This window comes from Stenotrophomonas sp. YJH_SMC_12-1, from assembly GCF_059370935.1.
This window is the reverse complement of the sequence record NZ_JCAFUD010000003.1, coordinates 264,887-287,967: the sequence shown is the minus strand read 5'-3', so window position 1 is coordinate 287,967 and position 23,081 is coordinate 264,887. Positions and strand designations below refer to the sequence as shown.

Annotated in this window: 21 protein-coding genes; 1 reads left to right on the top strand and 20 read right to left on the bottom strand. The window is 67.5% G+C overall.

The features are described from left to right. Nucleotides 1-11: 11 nt before the first annotated feature. The 5 genes from AC5P8Y_RS07440 to AC5P8Y_RS07420 all read right to left on the bottom strand — a co-directional run bounded on the left by AC5P8Y_RS07440 (nucleotide 12) and on the right by AC5P8Y_RS07420 (nucleotide 5,746). Nucleotides 12-494 (bottom strand): BcsE family c-di-GMP-binding protein, encoded by a 483-nt coding sequence (locus tag AC5P8Y_RS07440; RefSeq protein WP_495201881.1) that lies wholly within the window; start codon nucleotides 492-494, stop codon nucleotides 12-14. 213 nt (nucleotides 495-707) lie between these two features. After that, complete coding sequence (locus AC5P8Y_RS07435; protein WP_049402403.1) at nucleotides 708-1,745, bottom strand: fimbrial protein; 1,038 nt, start codon at nucleotides 1,743-1,745, stop codon at nucleotides 708-710. Then, nucleotides 1,736-4,300, bottom strand: a complete 2,565-nt coding sequence (locus AC5P8Y_RS07430; RefSeq protein ID WP_049402405.1) for a fimbria/pilus outer membrane usher protein — start codon at nucleotides 4,298-4,300, stop codon at nucleotides 1,736-1,738. The genes AC5P8Y_RS07435 and AC5P8Y_RS07430 overlap by 10 nt, the downstream gene beginning before the upstream one ends. 92 nt (nucleotides 4,301-4,392) lie before the next feature. Next, nucleotides 4,393-5,121 carry a fimbrial biogenesis chaperone gene (locus AC5P8Y_RS07425; RefSeq protein WP_049430310.1) on the bottom strand — a complete coding sequence of 243 codons (729 nt, stop codon included), beginning with the start codon at nucleotides 5,119-5,121 and terminating at the stop codon, nucleotides 4,393-4,395. Between the two features lie 85 nt (nucleotides 5,122-5,206). Further along, nucleotides 5,207-5,746: a fimbrial protein gene (locus tag AC5P8Y_RS07420; RefSeq protein WP_033834853.1), complete on the bottom strand. Its 540-nt coding sequence runs from the start codon at nucleotides 5,744-5,746 to the stop codon at nucleotides 5,207-5,209. A 456-nt stretch (nucleotides 5,747-6,202) separates the two neighbouring features. Here AC5P8Y_RS07420 and AC5P8Y_RS07415 point away from each other — a divergent pair, with 456 nt between their 5' ends. Then, the gene (locus tag AC5P8Y_RS07415) at nucleotides 6,203-6,568 is read left to right on the top strand and encodes a hypothetical protein (RefSeq protein WP_033834854.1); all 366 of its coding nucleotides are present in this window, start codon (nucleotides 6,203-6,205) and stop codon (nucleotides 6,566-6,568) included. A 22-nt stretch (nucleotides 6,569-6,590) separates the two neighbouring features. On the opposite strand, the gene pncB is transcribed toward AC5P8Y_RS07415, so the two are convergent. From pncB to AC5P8Y_RS07340, 15 genes are all read right to left on the bottom strand, one after another. After that, nucleotides 6,591-7,772: a nicotinate phosphoribosyltransferase gene (gene pncB, locus AC5P8Y_RS07410; protein ID WP_049402409.1), complete on the bottom strand. Its 1,182-nt coding sequence runs from the start codon at nucleotides 7,770-7,772 to the stop codon at nucleotides 6,591-6,593. A 101-nt stretch (nucleotides 7,773-7,873) separates the two neighbouring features. Then, nucleotides 7,874-8,713 carry a glycosyltransferase family 2 protein gene (locus AC5P8Y_RS07405; protein WP_033834856.1) on the bottom strand — a complete coding sequence of 280 codons (840 nt, stop codon included), beginning with the start codon at nucleotides 8,711-8,713 and terminating at the stop codon, nucleotides 7,874-7,876. Beyond that, entirely contained in the window at nucleotides 8,710-9,561 is an 852-nt protein-coding gene (locus tag AC5P8Y_RS07400; protein ID WP_005412209.1) for a glycosyltransferase family 2 protein, read from the bottom strand. Before AC5P8Y_RS07400 ends, AC5P8Y_RS07405 begins: the two co-directional genes overlap by 4 nt. A gap of 672 nt (nucleotides 9,562-10,233) precedes the next feature. Continuing rightward, the gene (gspD, locus tag AC5P8Y_RS07395; protein ID WP_049432177.1) at nucleotides 10,234-12,435 is read right to left on the bottom strand and encodes a type II secretion system secretin GspD; all 2,202 of its coding nucleotides are present in this window, start codon (nucleotides 12,433-12,435) and stop codon (nucleotides 10,234-10,236) included. Between the two features lie 9 nt (nucleotides 12,436-12,444). Continuing rightward, nucleotides 12,445-13,245, bottom strand: coding sequence for a type II secretion system protein, XpsN-like (locus AC5P8Y_RS07390; RefSeq protein WP_164133572.1), 801 nt, complete (start codon nucleotides 13,243-13,245; stop codon nucleotides 12,445-12,447). Further along, on the bottom strand, nucleotides 13,235-13,948 hold the full coding sequence (gene gspM, locus AC5P8Y_RS07385) for a type II secretion system protein GspM (protein ID WP_164133571.1): 714 nt from the start codon (nucleotides 13,946-13,948) through the stop codon (nucleotides 13,235-13,237). Before gspM ends, AC5P8Y_RS07390 begins: the two co-directional genes overlap by 11 nt. Further along, nucleotides 13,923-15,068, bottom strand: coding sequence for a PilN domain-containing protein (locus AC5P8Y_RS07380; RefSeq protein ID WP_033834381.1), 1,146 nt, complete (start codon nucleotides 15,066-15,068; stop codon nucleotides 13,923-13,925). Before AC5P8Y_RS07380 ends, gspM begins: the two co-directional genes overlap by 26 nt. After that, the gene (locus tag AC5P8Y_RS07375) at nucleotides 15,065-15,928 is read right to left on the bottom strand and encodes a type II secretion system minor pseudopilin (protein WP_164133570.1); all 864 of its coding nucleotides are present in this window, start codon (nucleotides 15,926-15,928) and stop codon (nucleotides 15,065-15,067) included. Before AC5P8Y_RS07375 ends, AC5P8Y_RS07380 begins: the two co-directional genes overlap by 4 nt. Beyond that, complete coding sequence (locus AC5P8Y_RS07370) at nucleotides 15,925-16,557, bottom strand: type II secretion system protein J (RefSeq protein ID WP_005412204.1); 633 nt, start codon at nucleotides 16,555-16,557, stop codon at nucleotides 15,925-15,927. Before AC5P8Y_RS07370 ends, AC5P8Y_RS07375 begins: the two co-directional genes overlap by 4 nt. Next, nucleotides 16,554-16,979 carry a type II secretion system protein XpsI gene (gene xpsI, locus AC5P8Y_RS07365; RefSeq protein ID WP_005408027.1) on the bottom strand — a complete coding sequence of 142 codons (426 nt, stop codon included), beginning with the start codon at nucleotides 16,977-16,979 and terminating at the stop codon, nucleotides 16,554-16,556. The genes AC5P8Y_RS07370 and xpsI overlap by 4 nt, the downstream gene beginning before the upstream one ends. Then, a complete protein-coding gene (gene xpsH, locus AC5P8Y_RS07360) occupies nucleotides 16,976-17,470 on the bottom strand; it encodes a type II secretion system protein XpsH (RefSeq protein ID WP_111108385.1) in 495 nt (164 codons plus the stop codon). The genes xpsI and xpsH overlap by 4 nt, the downstream gene beginning before the upstream one ends. 6 nt (nucleotides 17,471-17,476) lie before the next feature. Beyond that, entirely contained in the window at nucleotides 17,477-17,920 is a 444-nt protein-coding gene (gene gspG / locus AC5P8Y_RS07355; RefSeq protein WP_004142831.1) for a type II secretion system major pseudopilin GspG, read from the bottom strand. Between the two features lie 49 nt (nucleotides 17,921-17,969). Then, entirely contained in the window at nucleotides 17,970-19,190 is a 1,221-nt protein-coding gene (gene xpsF, locus AC5P8Y_RS07350) for a type II secretion system protein XpsF (protein ID WP_111108386.1), read from the bottom strand. Between the two features lie 24 nt (nucleotides 19,191-19,214). Beyond that, nucleotides 19,215-20,936, bottom strand: coding sequence for a type II secretion system ATPase GspE (gene gspE, locus AC5P8Y_RS07345; protein ID WP_049403936.1), 1,722 nt, complete (start codon nucleotides 20,934-20,936; stop codon nucleotides 19,215-19,217). A 137-nt stretch (nucleotides 20,937-21,073) separates the two neighbouring features. Beyond that, a complete protein-coding gene (locus AC5P8Y_RS07340; protein ID WP_049432189.1) occupies nucleotides 21,074-22,966 on the bottom strand; it encodes a S8 family serine peptidase in 1,893 nt (630 codons plus the stop codon). Between the last annotated feature and the right edge of the window lie 115 nt (nucleotides 22,967-23,081).

Genomic DNA, 23,081 nt, shown 5'->3' with positions numbered 1-23,081 from the left:
GCAGTTCCGGCTCAGTGACAACAGCGCGGGGCCAGGGTCGCCACTTCGCCGTGGCACAGCAACAGCAGCACCTGCTGCGCCTGTCCGGCCCATTCCTGCAGCTGCTGGCACCAGCGCGCCAGCCGGGCATCATCCCAGCCGTCCAGCGCCGCCACCGGGAACTGCACCAGGCTGAGCCGGGTGCGCGCCGAGGCGGTGCGCGGCAGATCGCCGGTCAGCCCGCGCAACGCCTGCTGCATGCCGTGGTGCGAGCGCTGGAACAGCCGCAGGCGGGCCGGCCCCTGGTCGGCAGGCAGCAGCGCCAGCATCGATTCGGCCCCCCGCCCCAGCGTGACCAGCACGGCCTCGTCCAGTGCCTCGGCCGTTGCCAGCACGCCGGCGCCGAGCAGGTCCGTCGGCGCGCTGCCGGCAGCCACCACCCAGTACAGGCCTCCGCTGCGCATCTCGACGAACTCGGCGGGCAATCCGGCAATGGCAAGGTGGGTCGCAGGCACGCCGGATCCTTTCATTGCCCCTCAACCGGGCGGAAAGCCCGGCAGTGGAGGCGCTGCGGTGAAAAGGAGGTCACTTTCATGACGTACATCACATTCATGTTTCTGTACGGCAATGATAGCCCTGATCTTCACGTTTGCGGGATCAAGACGCAGTCAACGCCGCCCGCGGAACGGGCGACGTGAGGCTCGAAACTCAGCAATGGAAAGCGCGTACTACTCGTACTGGATCGTGAACGTCGCCTGCCCGTTGGCGGTGCCGGCACCGACGGTGCCGGCCTGGGTCTGCACATAGCGGGCCCGCAGCGGCAGGCTCATGACACTGGTACCGGTAGTGGTCGTGCCGACACTGATGGTCTGGCCGAAGCGCACCTCGCGTTCGGTGCTGCCGTCGCGCTGGACCATCTGGATGCCGATGCGGGTGGCGCTGTTGGTGGCTGCGCTCAGCTTCAGCACGCCGGGCATGTTCGAGCTGTCCTGATCGGCATCCAGGCGGATGCCGATCTTGCTCTGGTAGGCGGCCACGTTGCTGCCCTGGCAGTTCAGGCGGATCTCGAAGTCACGGTCGACCGCGCGCGAGCCGACGCCGGTGAAGGTGGTGTTGGCCACGCTGCCGAAATCGACCGCGATGTTGCGGCTGCCGGCCTGCACTTCGCAGGTCGGGCTGACCACGGTGGTGCCCGAGCCCCTGAAGGTCGAGGTCAGTACCGGGCGGCTGGGACCATCCCCATCGAAGTAATAGGTAGTGAAGCGGCCATTGGGTGCGATCACCCCCGAACCGGTCTGCGCGGCGGTCTTGATCAGCTGGATGCGGAACTGGCCACCGATCAGCGAGATGGTGGAGTTGGCACCGAAGTTGATGGAATGCGGGTAGTACGTCTGGATCGCGCCGGAGTCGCGGAACAGTCGGATACCCACGCCTGCAACACCGGTCTCGTAGACGTTGGCAAAGCCGGCCACTGGCCGCTTCTGCGGGGCATTGACATACTCGCCGGTCGAGCTGCCGCCATACCAATAGTCGCAGCGGGCGACGCTGTTCTGCTGGTTGATCGGCACGCTGATTTCCTTGATCACGCCCCCCACCGGGGTGCTGGGCAGAATCACGATCTGGCCCATGTCCATCTGCACATCCTGGGCAACGAAACCGTTGATCTGGATGCGGCAGGCCGCGCTGGCCTGCTGCGCCATCAACACACTGCCCAGCAGTGCCATTGCGGCCAGCACTTTGCGACCACGGGAAGAAATCATCGGCATGCTGCCTCCAGCGGGATGAAGCCGGTCTTGGACGCATCGGCGTCCGCCGGAACCTGGTAATCGACGGTGCAGCGCTGGTCGGCACCTGCGCCCCACTCCACCAGCAGGCGGCCCTGGTTCTTTTCACTGCGCACGTACAGGCGGCCGCCCTGGCTGACCATGCCCACCGGCTGGCCCTGCTCGTCCTTGACCTGTGCACCGAACGGCATGGTGCGGCCATCAGGGTTGCGTACCTGGATCAGCAGCGCGTTGCCCTTGCGGGTATCGAAGCGCAGGTAGCTGATGGCACCGGCGAACGGCGCGATCGCCTGGCTGGTGCTCTCCAGTTCGACGTCGTGGGCCATGCCCTGCGGGTCGAGGGTGACGGTGTTGAGGCGGTACGGCGACACGTACGGGACCACCGCGTAGCCGCGGCCATCGACACGCAGGCCCGGGGCGTTGCTGACGATGGCATCGCGTGCACCCGGCGCTTCCACCAGCACCATGGTGTCGCCACGTTGCGGGGTGAAGGTGAAGCCGCCTGGATGCACGACCACGCTGCCGTTGGCACCGACCGAGGCCTGGCGGAAATCACGCGAGTGGCTGTAGGTGGCGTTCAACGCGGAGTAGCGGCTGCGGTATTCGACGTTGCCGACCGCGGTGGTGCCACCCTCGCGCGAGTCGGACAGGGCTGCGCCATAGCTGAAGTTGTTGTCGACGCCTGCCGAACCGGTGATGCCGACGCGGCTGTTGTCGTAGCCACCGCGGTCGCGCACGCCGAGGTCGGCGCTGAACGACACCGGGTGGGTGCCACGGCCCAGCGGCACGCTCATCGACAGCAGGTACTGGGTATCGGAACGGCCCAGTACGCCCTCTTCGGTGCGCAGCGCCGAGAAGCCATAGTTCACCGAGCGCCAGGCATTGTTGTAGCCGACCTGGTACTGCTTGGAGGTGCCGGGGCGATCGTAGAAGTCGCGCACCGAACCGGTCAGGTACAGCGCGCCGCCGCGACGACCCAGGGGCTGGTTCAGCGTCACCTGGAACTGGCTGCGCTGGCGGCCGCGGGTGGTCGGATCGATGCCACGCTTGTCCGAATCACGACCGTACAGTGCGTCCTGCAGGCTGTAGAAGCCCTCGGTCGAGTAACGGTAGGCGGCCAGGGTCAGGTTGGTCCCGGTCTCGCCGATCATGTTGCTGTAGCTCAGGCGCACACTGGCACCGGTGTGGTTGCCGTAGTGGTCGAACGAGGTACGCGCATGGGTGACGTCGGCGGCGAACGCGCCGACCGGCGTGGACAGGCCGACGCCGTACAGCAGCGACAGGTAGCCATCACTCAGTGCACTGCCGCCGTAAAGGGTCAGCTGGTTGCCGATACCGCGCTGGTAGGTGCCCTGCACCAGCCACGGCTCATCGGCCAGCAGCTTGTTGCGCACCTGGCCGGCGGTCAGCGAGTAACGCGACACGCCTTCGCGCAGCATCTGCGGCACCGAACCGAACGGCACCTTGAACTCGCGGCGACGGCCATCGGCCTCGATCACGCTTACTTCCAGGTCGCCGCCATAGCCGGTCGGATAAAGATCGTCGATGACGAAGCTGCCCGGCGATACGGTCGAGGAATAGATCAGCTGCTGGTTCTGGCGCACTTCGATGCGCGCGTTGGTCTCGGCGATGCCGCGCACGACCGGCGCGTAACCGCGCAGCGAATCGGGCAGCATGCGGTCGTCGCTGGCCAGGCTGGCACCGCGGTAACCGATCGAATCGAACAGCTCGCCGGTGGTGTAGGCCTCACCGATGGTGAGCATGCCGCGCACCTGCGGGATGCCGCGCTGGGCGTAGGTCGCGATGCTCTGCCAATGACGGCCGTCGCCCTCGGACCAGGTCAGGTTCGAATCGTGGCGGAACTGCCACCCGCCCAGGTTGAGGCCCGCGTTGAGGCCCAGGTAGGCACTGCGGTTGCGCTGGCCGCCTTCGACGCGGCTGTCGCTGTCGATGGCATTGAAGCTGTAGCCGACGAAGCCGGCATTGATGCCACGGTCCCACAGTGCCGGGTTGACGTAGCCACGCGCCTCGCGGCGCAGGAACACCTGCGGGATGCTGAGGTCGTAGCGCAGGTTGCCGCTGTCGTAGACACCATAGGCATTGGCCATGCGCTGCTGGACCGGCACGCAGCTGGTCTTGTCGGTCGGCACGGACGGGTCCTGCTGCAGCAGCACGGCCTCGCTGTCCACGCCCATTTCTTCCAGCATCGGCAGCGGCAGGCAGGCGTCTACGCGGCCCTGCGCATCGGCCTTGAACTGCAGGTCGCGGCGGCCCTGCCAGGCTCCGTTGACGTAGACGTCGACACGGTAGTTGCCGGCCACCATCGGGTTGCCGTTGCTGAAGGCCGCCAGATCGACCTGCTTGGCCTGGCCAGACAGGAAGCTGGAGTTGAACTGGGCCGATTCCGGGGCACGCGCATTGGCCGCACCACTCTGCGCCATCAGCGCCTGTTCGCCGAGATTGGCCGGAGCAGCCAGCGCCCATCCTGGGCAGGCCATGCCAGCAACCAGCAGGCAAAGCGCCTGATGGATCGACAATGTCAATCTGTTTCCGATCACACTGACATTCCTTCAGTTCGCCGCACGGCGGCGGTGGCGGGATGCGCCGGCCGTGGGCCAGCGCGGCGCGTTCAGCCCCCGGTGCTGCCGAGGCGGATCGTGTGTTCCACCCGGCCGCCGTAGTCGTTGATGGTGATGAAGCGGACCTGGTCGGTGCCCGCCGGTGCGGCGAACTCCAGGCTCTGCTTCGGCGCGACCATTGCGCCCTTGTCCTCGACAGCCTTTTCAGTGCTGCCGGTCACGGCATGCACTTCGGCCAGGGTGACGTGGAAGGGGCTTGGGTTTTCCACCCGCAGACGGTCGCCCGAACGGGTCCAGCGCAGCGCTGCCGGCGCGTCGTTGGCGACGCCCTTCAGGCCCTGCGGCCGGTAGAAAAGCTTCAGGCGCGAACGGAACGCGACCTGCAGGTAGTTCTGGTCGCCACTGTCGGCGTTGTCCGGCGACGGCGGCACGTCCAGCACGTTGAGCCAGAACACCGACTCGCGGTCGGTCGGCAGCTGCGCACCGGAGAAGATCAGGCGCAGCGCCTGGCTGCGGCCCGGTTCGACGCGCGCGATCGGCGGCGTCAGTACGAACGGGGCGTCGCTGGTATCGGCGGTCTGGTTGGCGTCGCCACTGTCGATCCAGGCCTGGACCAGGGCGGGCGATTCGCCAACGTTGTCGACCTGCACGGTGACTTCGCGTGCCTGCGCCGGATAGATCACCCGCGTGCCATTGACCACCACGCCGGCCAGTGCGTCCTGGCAGAAGGGCAGCGTGAACGCTGCCAGCAGCAGCGCCCGGGGAAAGAATGCTTTCATCGGAAGTACTACGCTCGAGGTATGGGGCCAGAGGCCGCGAGGCACTGGCCGGCGCGTACGCCGGCCAATGCGGGTACGGCTGCGATCAGTTGTAGATGATCGTGTACTTGACGCTGCTGGTGACGTCGCCCGGGGTGGCGGCGGCAGTGGCGTAGTACTCGGCGTAGTAGTTCAGGTCGGCCGAGCCGTCGGTGCCGACGGTGACCCACTGCGAGTTGGTCTGGGCCTGGCCAGCGCCTGCAGCCTTGATCGGCAGGACCTGGTTGTTCGAGCCCAGCAGCTGCAGCTGCACGTTGGTGGCAGCGTTGGCCGAGGCCTGGTTCAGCAGGCGGCCGGTGTTGAAGTCAACGGTCGAACCCGGCTCGAAGTAGGTCGCGACGTTGCCGGCGCTGCACTTGGTGAGGTTGATCGCGAACGGGGTACGGCCTGCGACGTTGCCGGCGGCGGCCAGCGTGTTCTTGGACACGGTCGGCAGGTTGACGGCGAAGTCCTTGCCGCCCGGGGTCGAGATGGTGCAGGTCTTGTCGGTCACCTTGCCGGTGAAGGTGATGGTGCCGTCGGCGGCGTTGGCGGCCAGCGGAGCGGCGGCCAGCATCAGAGCGGCAATGAGGTTGATCTTGTGCATTCGCTTTTACCTAACCCTACTGAAGAGATGGAAGTAGAGGAGGAAGCAAGGAGCACTGCCGGGCGAACAAGACCCATCCTTGCGTCTCACCTGTGGCCGGATTCGGACATACGCCCCCTGAATCCGTGACGCACGTATATGCACAAGTGTGATGAAAGTCTCATTATTTTTCTGAACGTCAATTCATTGACGCTGCAAATGTGACGTGATAGGCGCAATGATGACCTTGGAGGTGCGGGAAGGTGACGGTCGCTGGATGAGGTTGGAAACGACCTTGGATGACGCTTCGGGTGGCGCGTTCGGCATGCATGGAAACAGGCCTTTTTCAGGTGGAAATCGACTTCTTTGATGCGCATCACTCTTTCTTGGTGATGGGCCTAGCAGATTCGGAATCGTCCTATTAAAGGCTGATCGAAGCTGTCGCTAACTAGGACACACCGAACCAGAGAACGTGTCATGAGAACCTCCCTTCTGCTGTGCGTGGCCCTGATGTCAATCAGTGCCGTGGCCCAGGCCAGCAGCGGCAGCATCCGCTTCAGCGGCCGCATTGTCGAACCGGGCTGCACGACCAACCTGTCCCAGGGCGAGCTGAGCCTGGCGGCCTGCCCGCCGTCGGCCAAGGGCTCGACGGTGGCTGTGACGGCGCTGGCCGATGGCCAGGCCGCAACGCTGCGCGATGGCAAGCGCCAGGGGCAGAAGCTGTCGGTGTCGGCCAGCGCGATGCGCGCCGGCGATATCGCCTTCTCCGAGCGCTACAGCGTGCAGGCCTCGAAGCAGCAGCCGTTGCAGGGCGCCTACCTGGTCGTTGTCGACTACCTGTAAGCAGCCCTGAAGGTCGGCGCGATTACGCCGGCTGCGGCAGCTCGAAGACCTGGCGCAGGTAAGCCAGGTAACCGGGGTCGTCGCACATGCTCTTGCCCGGCGAATCGCTGAGCTTGGCCACCGGCTGGCCGTTGCAGCGGACCATCTTGATGACGATGTTGAGCGGCGTCGGACCCAGATCATTGGTCAGGTGGGTGCCGACGCCGAACGCGACCTGGCAGCGGCCACGGAAGTAGTCGTACAGGCGCATGACCTTGGCGATGTCCAGGCCGTCGCTGAAGACCAGGACCTTGCTGCGCGGGTCGACCCGGCGCTGCTGGAAGTGCGCCAGCATGCGGTCGCCCCAGTCGAACGGATCGCCGGAGTCATGGCGGACGCCGTCGAACAGCTTGCAGAAGTACATGTCGAAGTCGCGCAGGAACGCGTCCAGGCCGACCACGTCGGACAGCGCGATCCCCAGGTCGCCACGGTACTCGCGCGCCCACGATTCCAGTGCCGCCACCTGCGAATCGCGCAGCCGAGGGCCCAGCGCCTGGAACGCCTGCAGGTACTCGTGCGCCATCGTGCCGTGCGGGGTCATGCCATAGAGGCGGGCGAAGTGCACGTTGCTGGTGCCCACCAGCTGCGGGCCCAGTGCATCGCGCAGCAACGGCAGCAGGCGCGCGTGCCAGTCGCGCGAGTAGCGGCGGCGGCTGCCGTAGTCGGCAATGCGGCACTGTTCGAAACCGGGGGTATCGCGCAGCAGCGCGGCCTTGGCCTGCAGGCGGCGCTCGCCTTCGGCGAAGTCAGGCGTGGTGGTGTTGCGGAACCAGACTTCGTTGATGATCGCCAGCAGCGGCACTTCGAACAGGATGGTGTGCAGCCAGGGACCGGTGATGTCCAGTTCGATCTCGCCGGGCACGGTTTTCGACGCACGCAACTGGATGTACTTGCGGTCCAGGTGGAACAGGCCGAGGAAATCGGCGAAGTCCGGCTTCACGAAGCGCAGCCCACGCATGTAGTCCAGTTCCGCGCTGCTGAAACGCAGGCTGCACAGGTGGTCGATCTCTTCGTCGATCTGGTCGATGTAGCGGGCCAGGTCGATGCCGGGGGTGCGGCACTTGAACCGGTACTGCACCTGGGCGCCGGGGTGCTGGTGGAGCACCGCCTGCATCATGGTGAACTTGTACAGGTCGGTGTCGAGCAGGGACTGGATGATAGGCATGGGGCGGATTATGCGCCCGGACGGGTGAACCGGGGGCGCCGCCCGTGGATCCACACCCTGCATGGATGCCCCTATCCATGCAGCCGAGCGCGGGCTCGGCTCTACAGGGACCGGCGCAACAGGCGCGGCACCAGCATCACAGCGTGGGCCCAGATCGCGCCCCACACCGCCACCCGCACCGGCAGCGAACGCTGCTTCGCTTCGAACTTCTGGAAATAGCGCCACAGGCCCTTGTGTTTGTGCCATTCAACGAAGAACGGCCGTGAGCGGCTGGAGACACCGCGCACATGGGTGACCTGCAGGTCGTTGGCGATCGCCACCACCGCGCCAGCCTCACGTGCGCGCCGGCACAAGTCCAGGTCTTCGGCGTGCAGGCGATAGCCGGCGTCCCAGCCACCGATGCGGTCGAACAGCGCACGCGGCATCAGCAGCAGCGCGCCAGACAACGCCGGCACCCGCTGCAACGCCTGCTGCGGATCGCGCGGGACCGACAGCTTCGAGCCTTTGCCGGGCGAACGCAGCATCAACAGGAAATCCGGATCACGACGGCGCACGGCCTCGTCGGCATGGCCATGCTCGTCCAGCTGTTCGACACCCAGCAGGCAATCCCCCAACCGTTCGGCACGACTGCGCAGCTCGGCCAGAGTATCGGGCTCAACCATCAGGTCCGGGTTGATGAAGGCCAGCCACGGGCTGTGCGAATCGGCCACCCCCTGATTGTTTGCGGCGGCAAAGCCGGGATTGTCCGGATTGCCGACAAAACGCACGCGCGGGTCGTGGCTGGCATGGCGCTGCACGATATCCAGCGTGCCATCCATCGAGCCGTTGTCGATCACCCGGATTTCGGCCACGTCCCGCGCCTGGCGCAGGCGCGAGAGACAGGCATCGATGGTGCTGCCGCTCTGGTAGGTGACGACGATGGCGGCGATGGCAACATTCAAACGGGTGGCTCCGGCGCGGAAGGAACGAACAGGTCGCCCTGTTCCTTCGGCATTATCGCCTGCCGCATGCGCTGCTGCAGGTCGGCACGCAGCCCGTGCAGCGGGTCGTGCATCAGGAAGTCCGCCAACCGAGGCACCCAGCCCGGCCAGCGCGCGGCCAGCGCTTCAAGATCGCCGTCACGGCTGACCGCCTCCCCCGCCCGGCTGACGAAGGCGGTCTCGCACAGCACGTTGCGCCAGCCCAGGCCGGCCATGCGCAGGCTCAGGTCCACCAGCGCCGCATTCCAGCCGGCGTAGCTGTCCACGTCCAGGCCGCCGGCGCGACGGCGCGCATTGCCCCGCACCAGCACCGCATGGGTGACTGCGGACGGCAGCTCGGGGTGCAGGGTTGGCAATGTGGCACAGGTATGCGCCAGCAGGGCCGGATCATGGGGTTCGGGATTGATTTCGCCCAGCCGTGGCCACGCAGCGGTCTCGCCGGCATTGCACCACGGGGTTGCGGTGGCGATGGCGGCATCGCGGGCGAAGGTGTCCTGCAGCTGCTGCAGCCAGCCCGGCGCGGGCACGCTGTCCGGTGCCAGCACCGCCACGTCCATGCCATCGCAGGCGCGCAACATCTCGTCCAGGTGGGCCACCTCGCCCAGCGGCCGCGCGCGGCGGGTGTACTCGGCCTGCAGTGGCGTATGCGCCAACCAATGTTCCACCACCGCCTGCGCGCGCGGCCCGGTCTGCGCATCGTCGGCCAACCAGACCGCGGTGCCCGGCGCGGTGCCGGCATCCAGTGCGGCCAGGCAGCGGTCGAGCGCGGCATCGTCCACGCACAGCGGCAACAACACGATCGCCCCCATCCCGCCTCCGTGGTTGTCGGTAGCCACAGCCTAGCACCGGGAGGGTATCGGCCGGGTTGCACCCGGCACCCGCTTCAGGCCAGAGCCGAAGCCGAAGCAACAGCAGAAGCCGGCTATCCGTGGGATGGCGGGGTGGGTCCGGTTGCGGGGGACGCTGCAAGTCCCCCTTCCGGGGCCCGGCCCAGCCGCTGGCGGCTGTGCGTTCGGGCGCTTGCGAAGCAGTGCTTCGCAAGCAAAGCGCCCTCACCCATGTAAGCTCGGTCGCCGCATCCATGCGGCTCACGCCCCCGCAACCGGACCCACCCCGCCTTCGACAGTTTTCCGCGATCTGCCTGCTCTTCTGTAGAGCCGAGCCATGCTCGGCTCAGATCTCACAGATTTCGAAATATTCGATTTCGATGGAGAGTCATCCACGCATGGCGTGGATCGTGTCGACCAAGGTCGACACCTACCAACAGCCGCGGGGATCTGTCAGACGGTGGGGCGGTGTGGGTTGGCAGGACCGTTGGCGCCATGGATGGCGCCATCGAGCCCCCAGGGACGGGTTTACGGCGTGTCCTGCCAACCCACACCGCCCCGCCACCCCTCAGTAAACCCGCTGTTGCCGTTGCTCCGGCTCTGGCTCCGGCTCCGGCCTCTGCGGGTGCCGGGCGCAGCCCGGCCGCAAACCCCTTACTTCTTTGCGCGCGGCTGGTTCAGCGGCTCCATCGCGCGGAAGCGCTGGCTGTACTCATCGGTCAGATTCCGCGCTTCCTGCCCGTTGCGCACGATGCTCGGGGTCAGCAGCACGATCACCTCCGAACGGCGGCTGGTGCGGCTCTTCTGCCCGAACAGCGCGCCGACCACCGGAATCCGGCTCAGGCCGGGAATGCCGCTGCTGCCATCGGTGGCCGAATCGGTGATCAGGCCGGCCAGCATGATGGTGTCGCCGCTCTGCACCGCCGCTTCGGTCGACAGCTTCTTGGTGGAGATGCGCGGGTTGCAGTTGCGTTCCTGTGGGTTGCAGTTCTCCGGCACCTCTGAGGCACTGCTCACTTCCTGCACGATGTCCAGGAACACCGTGCCGTCGCGGGTCACGCGCGGGCGCACCTTCAGGATCACGCCAGTGTCGATGTACTGCACCGAGCTGTAGCTGCTGGTGCCAATGCCGGTGTTCACCGTGGTGGTGTTGATCGGCACCTTGTCACCCACGTTGAGCGTGGCCTCGGCGTTGTTGCGCACGAATACCGAAGGCGTCTGCAGCAGGCGCACATCCGTGACCTTGTCCAGCGCACTCACCACGGCCGCGCCGTTGTGCCCGGTGAACGCCCAGCCCAGGCCTTCGCCGCCGGTCACTGCACCGGCGAAGCTGCTCCAGGAACCGCCAGCAGCGGCAGGCAGGGTCACGCCGCCCAGGGCGCCGGTCAGCTTCTGCCCGAGCACGGCATTGTCGAAGAACCAGTTGACGCCGTACTTCAGGTCTCCGGTCAGCGCGACTTCGGCTACCTGCGCTTCGATGTGCACCTGCAACGGCATCACATCCAGCTTCTCGATCACTTCCCGGATCGAGCGCCAGGCCTGCGGGGTCGAGCGCACCAGCAGGGTGTTGGTTTCCTCCACCGCCGACACGCCCACGCGGTCGCCTTCCACTTCCAGGCTGACGCTGACGTTGCCGGACTGGCGCTGCGGCAGGTTCATGCTGCCGCTGTTGCCGCTGCCGGAGCTGCTGCCCGGGGTCGAACCGAAGCTGCTGCTGTTATTGCTGTCCATGCCGCGCTCGCCGTCGCTGCCCAGCTGCGATGGAATCGCGCCAGGTGCCAGCGATGCGGGGCTGGAGCCGCCACGATTGCCGCTGCTGGCGAAGGCTTCACTGAGGCGCTCGGCCAGGTCGCGCGCCTTGATGTAACGCAGCTCGTAGGAGAACAGGCGGGCGCTGCCACCGGCGGTATCGATACGGTCCAGCCACTGCTGGATCTGGTCCAGGTAACGCACCTGCGGGGTGATCACCAGCACCGCGTTGGCGTTTTCCAGCGGCAGGAAACGGAACATGCCGGCGCTGGGGGTCTTGCTCTCCTCGCCGAACACCTTCTCCAGATCGGCAGCGACCTGCTCGGCCTTGCCCGACTGGATCGGGAACACGCCCACCGACATGCCCGACAGCCAGTCGACGTCGAAGATCTCGACGGTGCGCATGTAGTTTTCCAGCTCGGCGCGGGTGCCACCGAGGGTGATCACGTTGCGGCCGCTGTCGACGTTGACGATGGCGTTTGGCCGCGCATACGGCTCCAGCACCTTCTTCATCTCGGTGGCGGAGATGAACTGCAGCGGGATCACCCGCACTTCGAAGCCACGCGCGCTGGCCGCCGGTGCGGTACTCGGCGCGACGGTGCCGGCCAGGGCCTGGTCGGCGGCGACGATGTTGTAGCGGCCGCCGCTGTAGACCATGCGGGCGTTGTTCCAGCCCAGCACCATTTCCAGCAGGTTCAACGCCTGTGCCGGCGACACCGGCTTGGGCGTGGCCAGGGTGACCGTGCCCTGTACACCCGGTGCGATCACGTAGTTCTGGCCCAGCATGTCACCCAGGATGGCCTTGACCACCGCATGCACCGATTCGCCTTCGAAGTTGAAGGTGGCCTCGCCGGTGCTGGCGCCATGCAACGCCGGTGCCGGTGCGCGTGCGGCTTCGCGGTTGATCATGGTGCCGGTACCGCGGCGGATCACGGCCTGCGGAGCACCCTGGGCGTCACGGGCGGCATCGGCGGCGACCTCGGCCGCCTGGCCGGCCTCGGCAGTGGGCGACAGGTTGCCCTTGCGTTGCACATGCGGCGCGGACACGGTGCTGCAGCCGACCAGCAGCGCGAGGGCAAAGGACCAGGGAAGAAAACGCAGGCTCATGCATTCACTCTATCGGTTGGTGCCATCGCCCGGGGGCGGCGACGGTTGTTGCTGCTGTTGTTGCTGCAGCTGGCGGCGACGGGCCTGGATGCGTTCGCGGATGGCCTGCATCTGCGCTTCGCTGGGGCCGTTGTTGTTGGCAGGAGGTGCCACGGCGGCGGCTGATGGCACGCTGCTGGCGGGCTGCGGCTGCGGCTGCGCGGTTGCGGTTGCAGCAGCCGGAGGTGGGGGTGGCATCGGCAGTGCGCCCGCCGGCGGCGGCACAACGACCGCACCCGCTGGCGGCGCGCCATTGGCACCGCGCAGTACGGTGGGTGGCTCGCCGCCCTGGCCGTTGAACACGGCCAGTTCCAGCACCTGGCTGCCACTTGGGCCGATCACCGTGGCCTGGCGCGGTGCCAGCCCCACCAGTTGCCAGCCGTCCACCGCTTCGCCATTGAGGCGCAGCCGCAGCGAACGATTCTGTTCGGTGGTGAAGGTGGCCATGCCGAAGTCGCCGGTCAGCAGCACGCCGGTCAAGCGCAGCGCGGCGCTGGCGGCAGGCTCGCTGCCACCGAGGAGGTAGGGCTTCGGCCTGCGGTCCTCGGCGAAAAGTGGTCGCTCACCGATCGCGCTGTAGCTGTCGGCGCTGGGCATGCGTTCTGCGGCCAACGGCGGCAGCACCGGCAGCGAAGGCACCGCATCGGCATCGCCATCCGCACCTGGCAACTGGCTACCCAGACCGAAGCCGGTGGCCAGCCAGACCGCCGCAGCCCAACCGGCCAGGGCCAGCAGGAAACCGGTGCGCAGGCTGATCTGCTCAAGTTTCATCAGCGACCTCCTGTCCCTCGACCGGCGCCGCCGGTGCGGGGGCGGGTGGCGCTGAAGGCGGCTGCGGCGCGGACACCGGTTCGGCGGCAGGCGTCGGCGCACTGCCATCGGCTGCTGCACCGGGCAGCAGGTAACCGGCCAGTTCGAATGACACATCCAGGCCAAGCCCGGATTCATTCGGCGACTGCTGGAAGCGCTGCGCGATCAGGTTGAGGTTGTCGACGAACAGGCGCGGGCTGCCGGTCTCCAGGCTGTGCAGCACCGTGGCCAGTTCGGCCACGCCACAGCGCAGGCGCACCTGCATGGCGACGCGCACGAACTCGGCGTCGCGGCGGTTGTCGGTGAGCGGCGTGCGGTTGCTGATGGTGCAGCTGCGGTTGCCCGGGCTGGCCATCGCCACCGCATCCTGCAGCTTCGCGCCGAGCGCAGCGGCTGCAGCCTCGGCGGTGGCCTCGCGCAGGAAGCCCGGCCGCTGCTGCAGTGCCTCGCTGGTGGCACGCAGGCGCTGTTCGATCTGCGGCTGCTGCTGCAGCTGCGCCTGCACGCGCTGCTCGCGCTCGCGCAGGGCGGCGACATCAGCATCGATTTCGCGCAGCGGCTGGGTGAACCAGGGGTGCACCAGCAGCAGGTAGGCCAGGCCCAGCACTGCCAGCAACAGTGCCAGTGCCAGCCAGCGGTCACGGCGTGCGCTTGGCATCGGCATCGGCCGCCTCCCGGTTCGGGGCTGCCGCCGGCAACGGCTGCAGTTCAGCGGTCATGGTGAAGCGGTCGCGGCCACTGGCGGCGCCATCGGCCTGCAGTACGCCGGTCAGGTTGACCTTGCGCCACTGCGGCGCATCCTGCAGCAGCTGCACCAGCTGCGAGGCCTCGCGGCTCAGGCCGATCAGCTGCAGGTTGTTGTTCTCGATGGCCAGTTTTTCCAGGTACGTTCCCTCCGGCAGGCGCCGGCTCAGTTCGTTCCAGATCTCCACCGTACCCGCGCGCTGGCCGCGCTGCTTTTCAAGGAACGCGGCACCGTCGATCAGCGCCTGCAGCTGGGCACGTTCGCTGGCCACGCCACGCGCACTGCGCGCGCTGCGCTCCACCTGGGCACGCAGTTCGTCGGCTGCCGCGCGGCGATTGTCCAGCACCTGCAGGCCAGACAGCACCAGCATCACCACCGCGGCCACGGCCAGCAGAAGGTTCCAGCGCCGCATCGGGTCGGCCTGCAGCTGACGCTGCGCGGGCGGCAGCAGGTTCACCTGCAGGATGTTGCCCTGCGCATCGATGGCATCGACACCGGACAGTGCATCGGCCCATTGGCCCACGTTGCTGCGCCAAGCCTCGAGCTGCCGCAACGGCCAGGCCACCAGTTCGACCTGCAGCTGGCCCTCGCCCGCCGCGCCACGTTCACGCACGTCATAGCTGACCTGGCTGGATTCGAAAGGCGTCTGCCGGTCGATCTCGAAACCGACCACCGCACGCAGACGGTCCGCCGCCGCCGCCGGCAGGCGCAGCTGCCGGCGCAGCACATCGCTTGCCGGCAGCAGCCACACCCGCGGCAAGCTGCGCAGGCGGGCTTCCAGCACGCGATCCAGTTCGGCCGGGGACAGCGGCCACGGCAGCCGTACGACCGGTTCGCGGCGCTCCCCCGCCTCACGCCAGACCTGAAGGTGGTCGCCTTCGCGCTGCAGCAGCAGGCGCGCCTGTGCCCAGCCCAGTGCCCACTGCCAACGTGCCGGCACCCAGGCCAGCAGCGATTGCCGCCACCAGCGCAGGAAACGGCCGGCGCCAGGGCCGATCCGGCCCTGTACCTGCCGCACACTGTCCTGCCATGCCGTCATCTTGCTGTCATTCCCTGCTCCCAGCGAAGCACTGTGTAGGACCGCCCGGGAACCCCGCCCGAGCCATTGCGTACCACTGCCTGCAACACCGACCGGCGTCCACTGCCGTCGGTTGCACGAGACTCGATACTATAGGTGCCGCTGCTGCTGGCAAGCGTTGTCGCACCGCCAGCGGTATCTGCGTCACGCTCCTGCTGTGCGCGCTGCGCCAGCACGGTATCCGCATCCAGGCCCAGTGCGGTCAGCACCGGCGCGCTGGCAAACTGGGGATCCGGGCGCGCCTGGCGGCTGTACAGGGTCAGGTGCGGCAGCATGGCCTGGTACAGCGGGCCGCGCATGCCGAGTACCCGCTGCAGCTCGCCCAGCGTCTCGAAACGCTTGTTGCGGGGGCCATAGGGCAGGCCTGCCGCGGCATAGTCGGGCGCTTCGGCACCGCCGTCGGGCTGCAGCAGGCTGTCCTCGTCGCGCCAGTCGACGATCGCGCCGGCCAGCTGGCGGGCCTGCGCTTCGTCTTCACCCAGCGCCTTGAGGAAGGCGCTCAGCAGAGCCACGTCGGCCAGGTTCAGGTTGATCTTGCCGTTCTCGTCCAGCACCTTGATCTCGATGCTGGCGTCATCGAACTGCCAGCGATAGACACGGCCATCGGCGCGCCAGGGCGCCCGCTGCGGATCGGCGGACAGGCGCGTCAGCGCGTACTCAAGTCCCGCCCGTGCACGCTCCTGGCCTCGCGCATCATCATCCAGCACCCGCTGCTGCAGGTGCTCGACCCGCGCGCTCAACGCGAACGCGCCCACCAGCGCCGTCATCAGGGCGATCAGCCACAGGACCAGTACCAGCGCCGCGCCGTGCGCCCGGCTCATCGCGCTCCTCCACTGCCGCCCGCGCGCGGAGCGACCACCAGTGCAGGCCAGGGAGCGCCCTTGGCGGGCACGATCTGGATCTCCACCAGCATCGGCAGGCGCCGGGTGTCATCCCAGCGCGGCGTCCAATCAGTCACCTGCCCGGTGCTGGCATCGATGCCGCGATAGCGTAGTTGCACCGACTTGAGGTTCTCCACCAGCACCTCCGGTGGGCGCGGCGGAGTTTCGGCGATGCGCTCGCCCTCCTGCAGCAGCACCAGGTCGAGCAGGAGGCGTTGCTGGCCGCTGCGGCCATCCACCTGCAGTGCGTGCAGGTAGGCACCGCCACGGCCCAGATAGCCCGGTAGATCGGCCGCGAACAGCATGCGTTGCTCTTCGCCCTGGAAGAAGATCGGTTCGCGGGTGGGATCGGGCACTTCCAGCGGCGTGCGCAGCGCACCGGCCAGCTGCCGCCGCAGCAGAGCCTCGACCGCACGCATGCGTTCGCTCTCGGCGGCAATCTGCTCGCCACGCTGGCTCACCGCCATCGCCGAGCGCACGCTGGCAAAGGCCAACGCCAGGCCACCGGCCAACAGCACCGTGGCCAACATCACTTCCACCAGGGTAAATCCTGCGGCGCGTCGCTTCATCGCGCGCTCTCCAGGTCCGGCGGCAGCAGGCGCAGGCTGCGCCAGCGCAGTTGTTCGCGTTCGCCTTCGCCCCAGCGCACCTGAAGCTGCAGCTCGGCCAGCCAGGGAGCCCCCGGCGATTGCGCCTGTGCCTGTACCGCGTTGGCGGCACGCGGCTCGACCCATGGCTGTACCTGCAGCTCCCAATGGTATCGGCCCTGTTCCCAGTCGCCCTGCTGGCTGCCCACCTGCAATGGCGCGGCGACACCGGCTTCGGCCAGCAATGACTGCGCATGCAGCACCGCACGCGTGCGCAGCTCGGCCTCCCGGACCTGTTTCGCGCCACCTGACAGGCTGCCCAGCAGCAGCGTCAGCGCCAGGCCCAGCAAGGCGAAGGCGATGATCACTTCCAGCAACGTGAAACCACGCGCCTGCCGCTTCATGGCGCCTGCCACGGGCCGGAGCGGACCTCGCCGGTCAGCCAGCCGACATCGATGCGCCATTCGGCGCCCTCACGTTGCAGGCGGATGCGGCCACCACTGGAGCCACCATCGGGATGGAACTCGATCACGCCCTGCCCCGGCGCGGTGGCCAGCTGCGCGGCACCTTCGAACTGCACCTGCAGCTGCGTCGGCACATCGCCCTGCCGCTGGTTGGCCCCCTGCCAACGGCGACGCGCCGGTTCGATCACGAAGCGCTGCGGCTCACCGCGCGCGATGGCCTGGGCGCGCACCATGCGCAGCTGGTTGGCGATGTCCTTGCCGGCGCTGCGCAGCTGCATGCCGGCAAAGCCGCGCGACAGACCCGCAGCGGTGATCAGGCCGATCGCGGCGATCAGCGCGATCACCAGCAGCATTTCCAGCAGCGACAGGCCCGCTGCGCGCCTGCCGTGCAGGCGCGGGCGAGGCAGCCGGCGCTGCAGGAAATGCGTCATGCCCGGTTACGGCTGGTAGCGGATGTCAGCGTCGACGCTGCTGCCGCCGGCCTTGCCGTCCTTGCCCAGGCTGATCAGTTCATACGGCTGGCCTTCGCCCGGCGCGCGGTACTCCAGCGCGTGGCCCCACGGGTCATTCAGGTCGGCCGGCTTGGCGTACGGGCCCAGCCAGCCGCCGACACCTGCCGGTGCGGTCACCAGATCGTTGAGCGAGCCAGGCAGCTTGCCGGTATCGATCTGGTAGTTGTCGACCTTGGAGGCAACGGTCTGCACCTGGGCCTTGGCGATGTTCGCCTTGCCGCGATCGGCGCCGCCCAGCACGCGGCTGGCGACCAGGGTCAGCACCGCGCCGATCAGCACGATGACGATGATGATCTCCAGCAGGCTCATGCCCGACTGGTTGCGCGCGGCGGTGAAGGAAAGGCGGATCGGTCGACGGGAAGCAATCATGGTCGGTCCTTTCAGTTGCGGAGTGTCGGGGTTGCGTAGGGAGCCATCATCAGCCGATGGCATTGGTCAGGTCGTACAACGGCACCAGCACGGCCACGATCACCGCACCGACCACCGAGGCCAGCACCAGGGTGATCGCCGGCACCATCGCCGCCAGCAGACGGTCGATGCGACGGGCGCTGTCCTGTTCAAACGTGTCGGCAGCTTTCAGCAGCATGGTATCGAGTGCACCGGATTCCTCGCCGACCTGGATCATCTGCAGCGCCAGGCGCGGGAAGCGCTTGCCGCGCGACAGCGCCAGCGACAGGCCGGCACCGTTCTTCACTTCATCGGCTGCCGCTTCCACGTCGGCAGCCAAGGCGCGGTTGCCCAGCACGTTGCGTGCGATGCCCAGCGCACCGAGCAGCGGCACGCCGTTGCGCAGCAGGGTGCCCAGCGTGCGCGCAAGCCGTGCGGTTTCCAGTTCGCCCAGCAGGCGGCCGATGCCGCGACGCTGCAGCAGCCATCCATCCAGCGCCAGCCGGAACGCCGGCTGCCGTACCTTGCGCTCGAAGAACAGCGCCAGCAACCCCGGCACTACCAGCAGCAGTACCCACCAGTCGCGCACGAACAGGCCCAGCTGCAGCACCGCGTTGGTGAACCACGGCAGCGCCACGTCCAGGCTTTCGTACATCTGCGCGAACTGCGGCACCACGTAGCCGAGCAGGAACAGCAGCGCGCCGCCCACCACCACCAGCAGGATGGCCGGATAGACCAGTGCGTTGATCACCTTGCCCTGCAGCGCGCGGCTGCGTTCGAGGTAGTCGGCCAGCCGCTGCAGGGTCTCGTGCAGGCTGCCACCCGCCTCGCCGGCACGCACCATGTTCACGTACAGGCGCGAGAACAGGCCGTGCTGGCGTTCCAGCGCGGTCGACAGCGGCGCACCGCCGCGCACCACGTCGCGGATGTCGGTGATCGCACGCCGCGAGCGCTCGTCTTCCGGCAGGCCCAGCAGGATCGACAGTGCACGGTCCAGCGGCTGGCCGGCGCCAAGCAGGGTCGCCAGCTGCTGGGTGAACTGCAGCAGCGCCGCGCCCTGCAACGGGCGCTGGCGCAGCAGCGTGCGCCAGCTGCTGCTGCCGACCACGCCGCCATCGGCCAGCTGGGTCTCCATCGGCAGGTGGCCCTGATCCTGCAGGCGCGCGACCAGTTCGGCCTCGCTGGCGGCTTCCATCTGCCCGTCGAATATCTCGCCGTGCGAATTGAGCGCTTTGTAGCGGTAGTTCGGCATGTCAGCCCCGGCGTCCTGCGCGCATCAGCTTTCCTCGGTCACGCGCAGCACTTCCTCGATGGTGGTCTGGCCGCTGAGTGCTTTGGCCAGGCCATCCTCGTACATGGTGCGCATGCCGGCTTCACGGGCGATGCGTTCGATCTCGCCCATGCCATCGCGGCGCATCACCGCACGCCTCAGCGCGTCGTTCATCACCAGGAATTCCATGATGGTGGTGCGGCCCAGGTAACCAGTCGGCGCCAGTGCCGAAGGCTTCGGGCGGTATAGATGGATCGGCCCTTCCGGCTGCAGGCGGCGCAGCTCGAAACGCTCGATCTCCTCCGGCGAGGCTTCATAGCGCTCGGCGTGGGTCGGCTCCAGCCGACGCACCAGGCGCTGGGCCAGGATGCCGTTGATGGTGGACGTGAGGAGATAGTCCTCCACGCCCATGTCGAGCAGGCGGGTGATGCCGCCGGCCGCATTGTTGGTGTGCAGGGTGGACAGCACCAGGTGGCCGGTCAGCGCCGACTGGATCGCGATGCGCGCGGTTTCCAGGTCGCGCATTTCGCCGATCATGATGATGTCCGGGTCCTGGCGCACGATGCTGCGCAGTGCGTTGGCGAAGTCCAGGCCGATCTGCGGCTTGGCCTGGATCTGGTTGATGCCCTCGATCTGGTACTCGACCGGATCTTCCACCGTGATGATCTTGACGTCGGCGGTGTTGAGCTGGCTCAGCGCGGTGTACAGCGTGGTGGTCTTGCCCGAACCGGTCGGGCCTGTGACCAGCAGGATGCCGTGCGGTTGTTCCAGCACTTTGCGGAACTGCGGCAGGAACGCATCGGTAAAGCCGAGACGATGGAAATCGAACACCACCGTTTCGCGGTCGAGCAGGCGCATCACCACGCTTTCGCCGTGCGCGGTCGGCACCGTGCTTACGCGCAGGTCCAGCTCCTTGCCCTGCACGCGCAGCATGATGCGGCCGTCCTGCGGCAGGCGGCGCTCGGCGATGTTGAGGCGGGCCATGATCTTGATGCGGCTGATCACCGCTGCGGTGAGGTTGGCCGGCGGGCTTTCGCCCTCCACCAGTACGCCATCGACACGGTAACGCACCTTCAACCGGCTCTCGAACGGTTCGACATGGATGTCCGAAGCGCGCAGTTCCACCGCACGCTGGATCACCAGGTTGACCAGGCGGATCACCGGCGCTTCCGAGGCCAGGTCGCGCAGGTGCTCGATATCGTCGACCGCGCCGCCCTCGCCGTCTGCGGTTTCAACAATCGCGCCCATCGCGCTGCGGCCCTGGCCGAACCAGCGCTCGACCAGATCATCGATCTCCGCACGCATGCCCAGCACCGGGGTCACCGGTACGCCAAGTGCCAGCTGCACAGCCTGCTGCGGATAGGGATCGTGGGCATCGGCCAGCCACAGCCGTACACCCTGTTCATCCAGCGCCAGCGGGCATACATGGAACTGTTTGAGGAAACGCAGGGACAGCGGCAGGCCCTCGGCCAGACCCTGGGGCGGTGAATCCGGCAGCTGCTTGCCATCCAGCAGCGGCAGGCCCAGCACCTCGGCGCTGGCCTGCGCCTGGTCACGTTCGGACACCAGCCCCAGCCGCACCAGCAGGCCAAGCAGGCTGCCGCCGGCCTCCGCGTGCAGCGGCCGTGCCCGTGCAAGATCGCTCTCCTTGAGGCGGCCACGCGCCAACAACGCATCCAGGATGCGGCCTTCGGCGTCGTCGGCAGCGTTTGCAGCAAGGGCGTTCACGTGACTCTCCTGTCAATCGGCTCGACTTTAGCAGTTACGTCGTGATTTCCGTCGCCCCGCCGCCCGCTTTCGTAAAAAGACGAAGCCCGTCACATGCGGGTGACGGGCTTCGGCCATTCAACTACCGCATTGCGCGCTTACTGCGTGGCGAGAATGCTCACACCGCTGTAAGCCGCCTCGCCCACCACCTTGATGTAGTAGGTGCCGGCAGTCGGTGCCGTCACCCGCACCGTTTCCGAGGTGCCCGGACGGGTCGAGCGCGCATCGTTGTCGGTGGCACTCGGCTCGCGGCCCTTGGCCAGGTAGACCGACACGTTGCCGGTGCCACCATAGGTGATGACGCTGAGCTGCTTGCCTGCCGCGGCTTCGAAGCTGTAAAGCACGCTGCTGCCGGCGGCACCACTCAACCCGCCGATGGCCACCTTGTTGGTCAGCGGCTTGGCCACCGGCCCGCAGTTCTCGGTGCACGGCTCTTCCAGGGCCTTGTCCAGCGCGGCCTTGGCATCGACGATGCCGGTACCGATCGGGGTGGCGGACGGAATGCTGACCGGGAACGGACGTGCCGTTTCCTTCAGCAGGGTACGCATGCCCGCCGGCGCGAGCGGGTCGCGGTTGGCGGCGATCAGCGCGCTCTGCACCAGTGCGGCGACGGCAGCCACATGCGGTGCCGCCATCGACGTGCCAGCCTTGCCGCCAAGGGTGTAACCCTCGGTGGAACCGGCTGCCGGCGGCGACGTCTTGCTGCTGGACACCGCCTGCCAGACATAGCCGTTCGGATTGCCGTCGGTGACGCCACCGCCCGGGCCGGACAGATCGATGCGGGTACCGAAGTTGGAGTAGTAGGCCATGGCGCCGGTGATGCCGGTCGCGCCGACCGAGACCACGCCATCGCAGTTGGCCGGGCGGGCGTTGGCGACATTCATCGAGTCGTTGCCGGCTGCCACCACCACCAGGGTACCGCGGTTGGTGGCACCGGTGATGGCCGCCTGGTAGGCCGGATCGCAGCTGCCGGAGCCGCCCAGGCTCATGTTGATGATCTCGGCCGGATTCTGGTTGGCAGGGATGCCGGCCACGGTACCGCCCGAGGCCCAGGTGATGGCGTCGGTGATGTCCGACAGGGTGCCACCGCAATAGCCGAGCACGCGCACCGGCAGCACCTTGGCCTTGTAGGCCAGGCCGGCGGTATGCAGGCCGTTGTTGGTGGCCTCGGCGATGGTGCCGGTCACATGGGTACCGTGCCAGCTGCTGTCGCGTACCGGCGAACCGTCGTAGCAGGCATTGGCGGTGGGCATCCAGTCACCGTAGTCGAGTGCACCTGGCACGCGGCCATCGGCGGCACGACGCGAGCGGCTGGCCTGGCTGATGAAGTCGTAGCCCTCCAGCAGGGTGCCGGCGGCAAAATCCGGGTGCTCGGGCAGGATGCCGGTATCGAGCACGGCCACCACGATGCCCTCGCCCTGCGAGACGTCCCATGCGGCCGGTGCGTTGACGCCGCCGACCGGGTTGTGGAAGTGCCAGTTGTGGCTCTGGTAGTAAGGATCGTTGGGCACGAAGCTGGGCGACGCATCGGACTTCGCGACGGCGTCCGCGCGCGGCGACGACGCGGCATCGATCGGATACATGACGGCGTCGGCCACCGCATATTCGACGGTCGGGTCAGCCTTCAGTTCGCCCAGCACCTTGTCCAGTTCGGCGCGCGCGATCCCTCCCTGCAGGCGGATCAGATCGGCACCGATGCCGAGCCTGCGGGCCACCTGCGGGCGCAGCGCGGCACTGCGCGCAGCTGCATTGGTGCCTGCCGGCACGGCGCGCGCGATGGCCGAGTTGACCACGGCCAGCTTGGCATTTGCATCGGCAGCTGCGGCGCTGCCAGCGCGGTACTTCACGATGATGCCATCAACCTGCTGCGTCTTCGGGCCGGACAACGGCGCATTTGCTTTCAGGTCGGCGGCCTGTGCCAGGCCAACACCGGTCAGCGACAGCACGGCGGCTGCCAACACATTGATGCGAAGGTTCTGCTTCTTGATCACGTCGAATTCCTCTTCTGGGTCATGGATCGAACCAACACTGCGGCCATCATTCCTTGACGACTCCCGGCCGGCCCAGCCGGGATTGCCGTGACCTCCCCCCAGGCCCTCGTTGCAG

Excerpts from the sequence above, each read along its gene's own strand:
- AC5P8Y_RS07435 (WP_049402403.1), bottom strand. The coding sequence starts at position 1,745 with ATGCCGATGATTTCTTCCCGTGGTCGCAAAGTGCTGGCCGCAATGGCA.
- AC5P8Y_RS07425 (WP_049430310.1), bottom strand. The coding sequence starts at position 5,121 with ATGAAAGCATTCTTTCCCCGGGCGCTGCTGCTGGCAGCGTTCACGCTG.
- AC5P8Y_RS07420 (WP_033834853.1), bottom strand. The coding sequence starts at position 5,746 with ATGCACAAGATCAACCTCATTGCCGCTCTGATGCTGGCCGCCGCTCCG.
- AC5P8Y_RS07415 (WP_033834854.1), top strand. The coding sequence starts at position 6,203 with ATGAGAACCTCCCTTCTGCTGTGCGTGGCCCTGATGTCAATCAGTGCC.
- pncB (WP_049402409.1), bottom strand. The coding sequence starts at position 7,772 with ATGCCTATCATCCAGTCCCTGCTCGACACCGACCTGTACAAGTTCACC.
- AC5P8Y_RS07400 (WP_005412209.1), bottom strand. The coding sequence starts at position 9,561 with ATGGGGGCGATCGTGTTGTTGCCGCTGTGCGTGGACGATGCCGCGCTC.
- gspD (WP_049432177.1), bottom strand. The coding sequence starts at position 12,435 with ATGAGCCTGCGTTTTCTTCCCTGGTCCTTTGCCCTCGCGCTGCTGGTC.
- AC5P8Y_RS07390 (WP_164133572.1), bottom strand. The coding sequence starts at position 13,245 with ATGAAACTTGAGCAGATCAGCCTGCGCACCGGTTTCCTGCTGGCCCTG.
- gspM (WP_164133571.1), bottom strand. The coding sequence starts at position 13,948 with ATGCCGATGCCAAGCGCACGCCGTGACCGCTGGCTGGCACTGGCACTG.
- AC5P8Y_RS07380 (WP_033834381.1), bottom strand. The coding sequence starts at position 15,068 with ATGACGGCATGGCAGGACAGTGTGCGGCAGGTACAGGGCCGGATCGGC.
- AC5P8Y_RS07375 (WP_164133570.1), bottom strand. The coding sequence starts at position 15,928 with ATGAGCCGGGCGCACGGCGCGGCGCTGGTACTGGTCCTGTGGCTGATC.
- AC5P8Y_RS07370 (WP_005412204.1), bottom strand. The coding sequence starts at position 16,557 with ATGAAGCGACGCGCCGCAGGATTTACCCTGGTGGAAGTGATGTTGGCC.
- xpsI (WP_005408027.1), bottom strand. The coding sequence starts at position 16,979 with ATGAAGCGGCAGGCGCGTGGTTTCACGTTGCTGGAAGTGATCATCGCC.
- xpsH (WP_111108385.1), bottom strand. The coding sequence starts at position 17,470 with ATGACGCATTTCCTGCAGCGCCGGCTGCCTCGCCCGCGCCTGCACGGC.
- gspG (WP_004142831.1), bottom strand. The coding sequence starts at position 17,920 with ATGATTGCTTCCCGTCGACCGATCCGCCTTTCCTTCACCGCCGCGCGC.
- xpsF (WP_111108386.1), bottom strand. The coding sequence starts at position 19,190 with ATGCCGAACTACCGCTACAAAGCGCTCAATTCGCACGGCGAGATATTC.